The 13,172-nt window shown below is 32.6% G+C and carries 2 protein-coding genes; one reads left to right on the top strand and one right to left on the bottom strand.

Annotated features, from left to right (window positions below; genetic code table 11):
- Positions 1-285 precede the first annotated feature (285 nt).
- Entirely contained in the window at positions 286-1,551 is a 1,266-nt protein-coding gene (locus tag HMPREF2580_RS04975; protein WP_070830808.1) for a BaiN/RdsA family NAD(P)/FAD-dependent oxidoreductase, read from the top strand.
- Between the two features lie 76 nt (positions 1,552-1,627).
- Here HMPREF2580_RS04975 and HMPREF2580_RS04970 read toward each other — a convergent pair whose 3' ends face one another.
- Entirely contained in the window at positions 1,628-12,745 is an 11,118-nt protein-coding gene (locus HMPREF2580_RS04970; protein WP_070830806.1) for a SasC/FmtB family protein, read from the bottom strand.
- Positions 12,746-13,172 lie beyond the last annotated feature (427 nt).

The following is a 13,172-nucleotide window of genomic DNA, read 5'->3' as shown; positions in this document are numbered from 1 at the left end:
ATGTTGTTTTAAACTGACTTATTAACTTGCATTACTTAAAAATATATCACAAAATAATAGATGTTTGTCTTTTAATTCCTACTTTTTAGACTTTAAAGTCAATAAGTTTTTAAAAAGCTTGTTAATTGTAGAAAAACGTTGCTATTTTTCTTCTTAATATATAGAAGGTTCCAAGTTTTATATTATAATTACATTTTTACACTTTGTCATCTCATACCTTAATTTTATTAGAATATACTGAATCAGTCTTATACAATAGTACCAAGAAGATATGGAGGTAACTCAATGTATCAAACTATAATTATTGGCGGTGGCCCTAGTGGATCAATGGCTGCAGTAGCCGCAAGTGAAGTTAGTGACAATGTGTTGTTAATTGAAAAGAAAAAAGGTTTAGGTCGAAAATTAAAAATTTCAGGTGGCGGTCGTTGTAATGTGACAAATCGCCTCCCCTATGCGGAAATTATTAAAAATATTCCAGGTAATGGTAAATTTCTATACAGCCCTTTTTCTGTCTTTGACAATGAATCAATCATCGACTTTTTTGAAAGTCGTGGTGTTAAGTTAAAAGAGGAAGATCATGGACGCATGTTTCCAGTATCAAATAAAGCTCAAGATGTGGTGGATACGTTAGTCCAACAAATCAAAAATAATCAAGTTAAAGTGATGGAAGAGACTCCAGTAACTAACGTTTCTTATGAGAACGATATTTTCAATGTCAAAACACAAAATGGTGAATTTCAAAGTCATTCATTAATTATTGCTACTGGCGGTACTTCAGTACCACAAACTGGATCAACAGGTGACGGCTATAAGTTTGCCGAATCGTTGGGTCATTCAATCACAGAGCTTTTCCCCACTGAGGTTCCTATTACATCGAACGAACCTTTTATTAAATCAAAGCAACTCAAAGGTTTGAGCTTAAAAGATGTCGAATTATCAGTATTAAAGAAAAATGGTAAAAAAAGAATTAGTCATCAAATGGATATGATTTTCACACATTTTGGAGTTAGCGGTCCAGCTGCTTTAAGATGTAGCCAATTCGTATATAAAGAACAAAAAAATCAGAAGAAGCAAGATATTAAAATGCAATTAGATGTTTTTCCTGATTTAAATAATGACCAACTCACTCAGAAAGTAAAATCTTTATTAGATGCAGAACCAGATAAATACTTGAAAAATAGCTTACGTGGTCTTATAGAAGAACGATATTTACTATTTATGTTAGAACAATCTCAAATAGATGATGAAACAACTTCGCACCATTTATCTAATCAACAGTTCAACGATTTTATCTCTAATTTAAAAGGATTTACGTTTACTGTTAATGGCACCCAACCTTTAGATAAAGCCTTTGTCACAGGCGGCGGTGTATCATTAAAAGAAATCCAACCTAAAACGATGATGTCTAAGATTGTACCGGGATTATTTTTATGTGGTGAAGTATTAGATATACATGGTTATACTGGCGGCTACAATATAACGAGCGCTTTAGTAACTGGTCATGTAGCTGGTACGTACGCCGGCTCTTTCACTACAGAATCGAATAACTAATTGAAAAAGAACCTTCTAAGTAACAAGTTTTGTTACCTAGAAGGTTTAATTTTTTTTATTGAGATGAGTCTATTTTTTATGCATTTTTATCTTTTTTAGACTTACGTGCTGCTAATAAAGCTAATCCTGAGATAAGCGCTACTCCTGCTAATGGTGCAGAATCATTTGAATCTCCTGTATCTGGTAATTGATCAACAGTTTCTTGAGTTGTGTTAGTTTCACTATCGCAATTAGAAGTGTCTTTAGAAGGCTCATTTGAAACGTTGAGATCTTCTTTAACTTTGACAGCTTTAAGTTTTTCAATCGCTTTTTTAACTATTTCGTCAACTGTTGCATCATGGTTTGCTTCATTGATTTCTTCGTAAGCGTCATCTAATATCTTAGAAACTAAAGCTTTTGCAGCTAATTTAGCTTGTGCACTCGCATTATTATTAGCTTCAATGATTTGGATGATTTCATTCGCTTTTTGTTGAATTCTTTGTTTAGCGGCTAGTTTTTTATGTGCTTTTAAGTCTAATTTGTTTAATTCAATTTTGAAGTTTTTAACGCTATTATCTACATCTTCATTAGTTTCTGCTTCAGCAATTTGTAATTGAATTCGATTTAATAACGCTTTAACTTTACTAGTAAATACTTGTTTTTCTTCTATTGTAGCGTCATTATCTGATTCGATTTCATGAATTTTTTCATCACTAAGTCCTTGTAAATAAGTATTTGCTAATGCTTTTTTACGTGCTGTGATTTCTATCGCATCTAATTTAGCAATACCATCGTTAAGGGATTCGGTAACTTCTGCATTTGTATGAGCATTTTGAATTGAATTATTGATTGATTTAATAGCACTCAAAAGTTCATCTAAAGCTTTTTGTTTTTCTTCTTTAGTTGCTTCTTTATTTGTTTCAAACTTACTTTGTTTTCTATCAAAAATAGCTTGAATTTGATTTTTAGCCTGCGGTTTAGCAACTGCTAATACTTTAACGGCTTGAATATCTGGTAATGCAAGTTCTTTAGCTTTATCTACTTCTGCATTTGTATGAGCTGATTGAATTGCTTCATTCGCTTTTGCTAATAATTCATCTAGAGTATTGATAGCTGCGTTCTTTTCTTCTGTAGTTGCATCGTTATTTGAATTAATCGTAGCACGAATTTCATCTGCTTTTTGTTTCAATTCTAACTTAGCTTGAGGTTTTTTACTCACTTCCGGTAAAATCATCGCTATTTCTTCAATACTTTGATTTTTAGCATTTTCTACGGATTCATTTGTAGTTGCATTATCAATTGTTGTAGCAAACTTAGTTGAAGCTTCAACTATTTTATCGATTGCGGCAGCTTTTTCTTCATCCGTTGCTTCAGCGTTATTGTTGATTAAATCTCTTTGGTTATCTAACTTAGCTAAAATTTGTTTTAATGCTTCAGGTTTTACTTTAACTGACGGTGTAACATTTGAAATCTTTTCTTTAATATCATCTTTGATTTCTTGTACTTGTTGATTTTTAGTTGCTACATCGAGTCTATCTTCACCTTGTTTAACATATTGATCTACTAATTGAATAGCCGCTTCTTTTTCTTCTTTAGTCGCTTCGCTATTTTGATTTATTTGGGCCTTTTGGTTCGTAGCTTGTTGTTGGATTTCAGATAAAGCTGAAGGCTTAGCTTCCACCACTGGACTCACTGCTGAAAGTAAAGTAATAGCTTCAGTTTTTGCAGTTAGAACTTCACTATCCGCTTTGGCATTACGAATTCTATCATTAGCATCATTAACAATGGATGTCACTTTATCCAATGCGACTTGTTTTTCTTCATCTGTTGCATTCGGCGTATTGTTAATTGAAGCGTTAATCTCTTCGGCTTTTTTATTTACAGCTTTTCTAGCAGTCGGTTTTTGGATAACGTTGATAACAATACTATTTAGATCATTTAATCCAAATATTTTTTCTTGGGCAACTTGAACATCTCGCGTATCTTTGTCAATTGCACCTAATACGGCATTCAATTGATCTCTGACATGACTAATAGCATCATTACGCTCTTCATCAGTAACATCTGGAGTATGTTTAAAGGTACGAATAAGTTGATTTGCTAAAGATTTAAGCACATCTCTGGCGTTTGATTTAGTAATTACATCCGGCATAATCGCTTTGATTTGATTTGAAGCTTCATTATAGATTGCATCGACATTATCATTATTTTGAGCGTCTCCAATTTGTTTCTTAGCATCAAGTAGCAATGCTTCAACTTTATTTATTGCTTCTTGTTTTTCATCTTCAGTAGCATCAGGGAACGCATCGATAATAGCTTCTTGTGCATCAACTACATCATAAAGTTTTAAAATAGCATTTTTCTTTTTACTATAATCAGGACTATACTGATTGATTGTATCTAAACCTGAATTTTTAGCATTGTCTACATCTACGTTCGTTTGAGCATTATTAATGAGTTCAATAGCTTTTTGAGCTTCATTTGTAATATATTGTTTAGCGGCATCTTTTTCTTCTTTAGTAGCACTATATTCTTGACTAATTTCATTAATTCTATTTTGTTTTGCTAGGTTTATTTCATCAATTGCTGATTGTTTTTTAGCAACTGCTGGTTTTAAATTAGTGACTTTATTTACACCATCTTGTTGCGCTTGATCTACCTGTGCATTTGTTTGAGCTTGGTCAACTTGATTTTTTGCTTCTTGTACAACTTGATTTAATTGATTTAAAGATTGATGTGTTTCATCTGTTGTTGCATTTGGTATTTGATTTATTTCCTCTTTCTTAGTTTTAGCTACTTTATCAATTTCTGCTTTAGCAGCTGGTTTTTTGACTATTTGAGGATTGATATCTCTAATAGAATTTACGCCTTTATTTTTTTCTACATTAACTTGATTTGTATCTGGCGCATCTAAAATAGCTTTATTAGTGTTATTTGTAACTTGATTTAATTGCTGTTGAGCTACATCTTTTTCTTCAGTAGTAGCTTCATTATTATTAGCAATTTCTTGTTGCTTTTTAGCATTTTCTGCATTTACATCAGCTTTAGCATCATCTTTAATCTTAGTAGCAGGCTGGATTTGAGCGATTGTATTAGAATCAGAAGTTACCACGTCTTGAACATCTTGGTTTGTATTTGCATGATTCACTCTATATTTAGCAGTTTCAAGTTCTTGTTTTACTAATTCTTTCGCTGCAATTTTTTCTTCTATAGTTGCATTTGGATTATTATCTATTGCGACATTTTGTTCTTGAGCTTTTTCATTTAAAGCTTTTCTAGCATCTGCTTTCACCGCAGTCACTGGTTGAATTTGTTCAATCTTTTGAGTATTAGAAGCTTTAAGATTATCTACTTCATCATTAGTTTGAGCATTATTAATGTTGGCTTTAGCTTCTTCAAGCGCTGTATTTACTTTAGCTAATGCTTCATTTCTTTCTTCAACTGTAGCTTCAGTGTTTTGATTGATATTCTGGATTTGATTATCTGCAGTAGCTTGTAATTCATCTAAAGCTGAACGTTTCTTTCTTACTTTAGGTACAATGGCTTCTACTTTTGGTTTCGCATCATTGAGTGCTGTTTCTACCTCACTATTATGATATGCGTTATTAATTGCTCCGGTTGCTGAAGCTACTTCATTATTAAGTAATTTTTTCGCTTCATCTTTTTCTTCTTTAGTAGCATCTGGAGTACTTTCAATAACTTGTTTTTGTTTTTCAACGTATTGATTTAATTCATTTTTAGCATTCTGCTTTTTAACAACCTCTGGTTGGACAGCATTAATATTTTGAAGTGCTTGAGCTTTAATATTATTGACTTCATCCGTTGTATTAGCTTTAGTTACATTTGCATCTGCTTCTTCTTGTAGACGATCTACTTTATTGTTTGCTTCTTCCATTTCTTCTGCAGTTGCATTTGCAGTTTGATCGATAAGATTATTTTTATCTTTAGCTGCAGTAGCAATAGCTTGAATTGCATTTGTTTTAACGGCTGTTTCTGGTTCGATTTGTGTAATAGTTTCGTTTCCATTATCTCTGGCATCTTGAACCAGTTGAGTTGTTGTAGCATTTGTTATATTTTTTATTGCTTCTGCTTTCGCTGTATTTACTTTATTTATAGCTTCTGTTTTTTCTTCAACTGTTGCCTTAGGATTGCCATTAATTATATCAACTTGATTTTGAGCATTTTGTTCTATTTCTTGTTTAGCATTTTGTTTAACAGTTGTTTCTGGAACAATTTTAGATATTTCTGCTACTCCTGCATTTTCTGCATTTTGAACATCTTCATTCGAATGTGCTTGATTTATATTTTCTAAAGCTGTGTTTTTAACTGCATCTAGTTTAGTTAATGCAACTTGTTTTTCTTCAGTTGTAGCGTCTTGGTTATTATTAATTAATTCTGTTTGTTCAGATGCTTTCTTATTAATTACATCGTTAGCTGCAGGTTTTTTAACCAATATAGGTTGAACATTTGCAATAGCATTTAACGAGTTGTTTTTAGCGTCAGTAACATTTTGATTTGCTAATGCTTCTTGGATATTATTGTTTGCTATAGCTGCTTCTTGATTTAGTTGTTGAAGTGCAGCCTCTTTTTCTTCAGTTGTTGCATTTTGATTGCTATTAATTGATTCTCTTTGTTTATTAACTGCATTTGTAATCTCTGCTTTGGCATTAGGTTTCATTTGAGGTGTAACTTCAATTTGCTGTAATGATTGTTTAGCCTCTTCTAATTTCTCATCAACTGTTGCATTTGTTTGAGCTCCGTTAATATTATTTCTAGCTTGAGTTAAAGCAGCGTCAATAGATTGAATAGCAGTATTTTTCTCTTCTGTTGTAGCATCCTTATTATTTCTAATATCAGCTTTTTTACTTTCTGCTTGGGCAGTTAACGTATTGATTGCATCTTGTCTTTTATGAGCTTGAGCATTAATAGCTTTAATTTCATTTATAGCTTGCTCTTTAACAGCATCTACTCGCGCATCTCTTGTACTATTATTAATGTTCTGAATTTCTTCGGCTAGTTTAGCATCTACTAATTGTTTAGCGTCATTCTTTTCATCATCTGTTGAGTCGTTATTATGTGAAATTAATGTCTTTTGTTCATTTGCCTTTTGAGTAAGTTCATTAATTGCGTTCTGTTTCTTAGCAACTGTTGGATGGATACCGTTAATGGTATTTATGCCCTCGTCTTTAGCTAAATTTACATCGTTTGTAGAATGCGCTTGGTTAATCTTTTGAGTAGCTTCAGCTAATGCTGTATTAACTTTAGTAATTGCTTCTTGTTTTTCTTCTTCTGTAGCATTTGGAGTTTGATTAATTTGTTCTTTTTGTTCGTCCGCTTTACGTTGTAAATCTTGTTTAGCATTTGTTTTTACAGCAGTCGCAGGTTGAATGTTATTGATTTTCTCTATACCAGTTGCTTTTGCATCATTGACTTCGCTAGTTGTATGTTGAGAAGTAATGTTTCCTTTTGCTTCTGTTTTAGCTGCTTCAACTAAATTTTTAGCTTCAGTTTTCTCTTCATCGGTTGCATCATTATTTCCATCAATAATCGTTGATTGTTGTTGTGCTTTTTGGTCTATAGCAGTTTTTGCATCAGATTTAATTGTTGTAGCTGGTTGTATTGCACCAATCTCATTCATTCCAGAATTTTTAGCGTTATCTACCTGACTATTTGTTTGTGATTCATTAATGTTAGTGATGGTTTTATTTTTAGCTGCTTCTACAAGTTGTTTGGCATTTGCTTTTTCCTCATCTGTAGCGTCAGCATTGTTAGTTATTAAACCATTTTGAGAATTAACTTTTTCTTCAACAGCTTGAATAGCTTCCGATTTTTTAACTGGATTTACGTGAATATTTTCTAATTCTTGTAAACCATTTACTTTGTGTTGCTCTACTTGATCATTTTTATTATCTTGGCTTATTTGATTTTTAATTTCTTCTTTTTTAGCAATTAATTGTTGGATTGCTTCATTCTTTTCATCAGTAGTTGCATTAGGTGTTGCATTAATCGCTTGTTTCAATTCTTCAAACTTAGCATCAATTTCTTTGTTAGCTGTTGGCTTTTTAACAACGTTCGGACGAATATTATCAATATTATTGACTGCTTCAGTTTTAGCATTAGTAACTTGTTGATTAGTCTGAGCTTGATCCACTTTACTGTCACCTAATTGTCCAGCTTCAGTAACCTTCACTTTAGCTGCTTCTTTTTCTTCATCCGTTGCGTTAGGTGTAGCGTTAATTGCATTATTTTGATCATTTTTCTTATTTTGTATTGCTTCTTTGGCTGCATCTTTTTCATGCGCATAAGGTACTACAATATTAATTTCATCAATACCATTAGTTTTAGCTTGATTTACACCTTCATTATTATGCGCATTTTGAATATTCTCTTTAGCTTCAGTCGCTTTTTGGTTAGCTATTTGAACAGCTGCTTCTTTTTCTTCTGTTGTAGCCGTATTATGAGCATTAATTGTTTCAATTTGTTTATTTAAAGCAGTGTCGATGTCATTTTTAGCATTAGTTTTAGTGTTAGTTGAAGGAACTACATTTCCAATACTAGTTGTTCCATTAGTCTTAGCAGTACTTACATCATGACTTGTAGTTGCATTGTCGATAGCATTCAAAGCAGTTTGTTTAGCAACATTCACTTTAGTATTGGCTTCTGCTTTTTCTTCATCTGTAGCGTTATTATTAGCATTGATGGCTGTAGTTTGTTCATTTGCTTTTTGATTAATGGCATCTCTGGCAGCTTGTTTTTCAATAGGTTGAGCAGTAATTTGTCCAATTACTGATACTGCATTAGTTTTAGCATCATTTACTGTTTGTGTAGTATGTTCTGCATTAATTTGTGCTTGTGCTTTTGCTAATTCACTCTTCACTTTTGCAATAGCTGCTTGTTTCTCTTCATTTGTAGCATCATGCGTTGCCTTAATTAATTCTATTTGTTCAGTTGCTTTGTCTTGAATTGCTTTTCTAGCATCTGTTTTAACTGTAGTTGCAGGCGTTATTGCGTTCATTTTACTAATACCATTTGATTTTGCTTCATTAACTAAATCATTAGTATTAGCAATTTGGATATTATTTTTCGCTTCAGTTTGAGCTTCTTCTACTTTACGATTTGCTTCTTCTATTTCTTCATCCGTTGAATCAGTAGCTTTTTGGTTCTTAACTTTTTTATTAGCAGTCTGACTATCTATTTCATTTTTAGCATTTGATTTAACTGTAGTTGCAGGCGTAATGGCGTTGATAGTTTGAGTACCATCATTAACTGCATTATCTACTTGTGCATTAGTAGTCGAATTATCAATATTGGTGTTAATTTTGTTAATCGCTGCGTCTACCAATTGATTTGCTACTTCTTTTTCTTCATTTGTTGCATCATCATTATTCTGAATCGCTTGCTTATGTTGAGTAGCAACGTGATTGATGTCATTTTTAGCTTGTTGTTTCTTTGCTACATTTGTATTTACGTTTTCAAGAGCTTGTATACCATCATTTTGAGCCGCATCAACATTGTCATTCGTTTGCGCTTGGTTGATTTGTTGTAAAGCATTATCTTTAGCTTGAGTTAATTTAGTGATGGCTTCGTTTTTCTCTTCTTGTGTTGCACCTGGTGTGTTATTAATATCAGCTTCTTTTGCATTAAACTTATCATTAATTTGAGCGCGAGCTTGTTGCTTTTTAGTGAATACAGGACGAATGCTATTAATATTATTGATTCCAGTATTCTCTGCAACGTCTACATCACGATTAGAAGTAGCTTGGTTGATTTGTTTTTCAGCATTTGTCTTTGCGTCAGTAACACTTTGCGTAGCCGTAGCTTTTTCTTCATTTGTACCTTCATTATCAGTATTAATTGCATTAAGTTTTTCAGTAGCTTTTGCTGAAAGACCTTGCTTAGCTTGAGGTTTCTTTTGAACATTTACAGTAACATTAGTGAGTGTTTGTGTCGCATTATTTTTAGCATTGTCAACATCGTCATTTCCATTGGCATGATTTATTTGTTGAATGCCGTCAGTTAAAGCTTGATCCACTTGATTATTTGCCGCTGATTTCTCTTCATCAGTGGCATCAGGCGTTTGACTTATACTTTGTTTTTTCTGTTCTGCACTTTGATTCAATTCTGAAATCGCTTGTGGTTTTTTCAAAGCTTGAGGGTGGTCTTGATTAATCGTGTTTACACCATTTTGTTGTGCAGTCTGAACTTCTTGATTTGAATGTGACTTATCAATATTACTTAACGCCTCTTGTTTATGCGTATTAACATTAGTCAGTGCTTCTTGTTTTTCTTCTGTCGTCGCATTATTATTTGAATTAATTTGTTGTTGTTGAGCTTGAGCCTTTGCTTCAATCGCTTGACGTGCATCTTGCTTAATTTTTGCAACTGGATTGATTGCAGTAATTGCATTATCACCATTACTTTGAGCTTGATCTACTTGATCATTCGTATTTGCTCCATTAATGCTTGCTATCGCAGTAGCCACAGCTTGATCTACTGAATTTTCTGCTGCTGCTTTCTCTTCATTTGTTGCTTCAGTATTTCCTTGAATGACTTGCTTTTGTTGTTTAGCTTTCGCATTGATTTCATCAATGGCATTTTGTCTTTTAATAGGTGTGACAGTTAATTGACCTATTTCACTCACACCGTCATTTTTAGCGGAATCAACTTTATCGTTTGTATCTGCGTTAGTAATACTTTGTAATGCACGTTCCTTAGCTTGATTTACATTATCAATTGCAGAATTTTTCTCATCTTGAGTGGCTTGTGCGTTATTATTAATTTCATTGACTTTATCTTGTGCTTTTTGATTAATAACCTCTCGCGCTTTGGCTTTATGTTGAGGTTGAGGTACATCAGAACTAATTTGATTAATCCCTTCATCTCTTGCTGTATTAACATCAGAATCTGACTGAGCCTCATCAATTTTACTAAGTGCATCAGTTGAATGTTCTTCAACTTTTTGAATTGCGACATTTTTTTCTTCATTCGTAGCTTCAGTATTTTGATTGATAAGTGCTTTTTGTTCAGTCACTTTATTATTGACTGCAGTTCGCGCATTCGGCTTAGTTTGAGGTACTGCTATATCATTGTTCAAAGTAGCTATTCCTTCATTTACTACACTAGTAACACCTTCATTAGTTAGTTGATCATCTATTTTACTTAAATATGTTTGTTTATGTTGATCAATATTTTCCTCTTCTTGATCTTTTTCATCATCAGTAAGTTCATCATTTTGATTGTTAGTTCTAATCATTTCACGTGCTTTGTCATTGATTTGACGTGTAGCATCTAATCTGTTTATAAGCGTTGTTGACATTTTTTGTGTTAGTGCATCGATCTCTGCTTGAGACTTTCTGTCAGCAACTTCTACACCATCTGCTTCTTCATCAAGAATAGGTTGTGCTTGTTTTTTTAATTTATTATAAGCTTGAACTGAAGCATACGTATAATTCGAAGGAACGACCTCTTGATCAACTTGTAATTGTAGTTGATCTTTGTTCATTACAATATCCACATTATATGGCGTTGAATTAACAGTACTAGTATTTATTTCTCCATTCATTGCTTCTTCAGCATTTGTTTTATAACTAAAATTATCTGTAAATTGTACAGTTTTAGGTTTATCTACGTTATTGACTCTAAGTTTATATTGTAATCTTAAAGCCTTTTTAGCAACTAACCTACTGTCATCCACTTTAGCGCCATTAGAATTTAAACCTCTACTTTTAATTGTCACAGTGTTATTGTTTCTATCATAAGTCACATTCATAGGGTTGAGTGTTTGACCAGCAACGTTTCCATTTGGCGTACTTACAGTTAATGAATTGTCCACATATTGAATACCTTCCGGTAAATGTAAAGTATAAACAAATTCATCATCTTTTAATGAAGCAGATGTATTCCCATCATTTGTAACAGTCGTCGCAACTGTAAATTCAGTATTATTTTTAGCTGTTGCATTGATATTTCTGTTGCTAATATATAAATGTGAACCTGAGTTAATACCAATTGTATCGATGAAGTCATAATATTTATATCCGTCACTAAGTGTTCTAACACCATTAAGTTTTGTCATCACTTCATTATTAGGTCTAAATTGAACTTTAATATTTCTGACATTATTAGGAACATTAAATAAACGGTATAAATATCCACCTTGAATAAGTCGATTTAATAACTCTTGACCTGTATCAGCATCTTTAATAATTAGGTTTGTTCCACCTTGACTATTCTGAGTTGTCATCGTATTAAATTCGAATACTACTTCGGAATTCGGATTGACAGTCATCTCTTTCTCAATCCCTTTGAAATCTCCATGATCGTTTGTATTAGAAGCTTTGGCTCTACCAAGTACTAATACGTTACCTTGGGCTTGATAGTTTTTAGGATCACCAGAATCAAACACACTTGTTCTTTCAGCGATTGCATTTATAAATCCAACGCTACCACCATCTATTAAATTAAATCCATCAAGATGGTTTACAACTGTAACTTTAGGATTTCGTCTATCTGTACTTGTAGTGATACCTGTGTCATCAAAGGTTAAAATCATTTTAGGGCTGCGACGTCCTGTATTATTCAAATTAGGATCTGTATTTAAACTATCATCATTTAAATTATTCGTAGTTGATGGACTTGAATATAATGGTGTTTCTCTTCTACTTCTTTTCTTAGGAATATCAGACTCTTCAATGACTGCTTTAGCATCTGGTGTGATAGGTTGAGATGTATTTTTAACATCTTTTTTAGATTTATTTTCAGATTTTGCTTCTATATGATGTTGTGTTGATTTATCAACATGTATGTCATTTTCACTATTTTCATTTTTTGGAAGTGTATTAGCGTCAGACGCATTATTTTCCTCATTGGATTGATTAATTTCATTATTAGCGTTTTGTGATTGTGTTTGTTCTGTATCATTACTTTGAGCTTGTGCATTGTCTTGAGCATTAATTGGTAATTGATTATCAGTAGCTTGATTAACATTGCTTTGGTCAATTTCATTATTTGCTTGTGGATTTACATTAGGGTCTTGTGATGGTTGCGCAGTCTCATCCAATGTAGCGCCTTCTGGATTATTAGACTGAGGCGAATCTAGTTCTGCAGCAGAAGCTTGTCCTGGATGCGCTAAAAAAGTTACAGTAGCAATTAATGCAGAAAAGATACCAATGTTAAATTTTCTTATACTGAATTTCTGTTTTCTAAATAGATTCATTTAATTGTCCTCCTAGATGTTAATTCTTTGTTGTCTGTTAAATGAAAGTAGTCTTTTATCACATGATGTATACTGACTCAATTCAAGTTTGCTCACACTATAATTAAACACAATCTTTTTAAGTCTTTTTAATTTTATCATCTATAATATTTAAAATATAGTATTGGTAAAAATAATTTTAACCTATTAATAAAATATAATTAAAATTTTGATTTCCGAACCGATAAATATTGCGGTAATTATTTTCTGCATAAAAAAAGGCTGGGACATAATTAATTGTCTCAGCCTTCTTTAACATATTGGCAGTAGATGTCTGAATTAAAAGTGCGCTTATATCAAGCTTCTTTCAATCCTACCCATCCTTGCCGGCGGGGCCCCAACATATGGAATTTCTTACAAAGAAATTCTACAAACAATGCAAGTTGGG

This window comes from Staphylococcus sp. HMSC036D05 (assembly GCF_001836225.1).
GTDB lineage: Bacteria > Bacillota > Bacilli > Staphylococcales > Staphylococcaceae > Staphylococcus > Staphylococcus caprae.
This window is presented reverse-complemented; position numbering and strand designations above follow the sequence as displayed.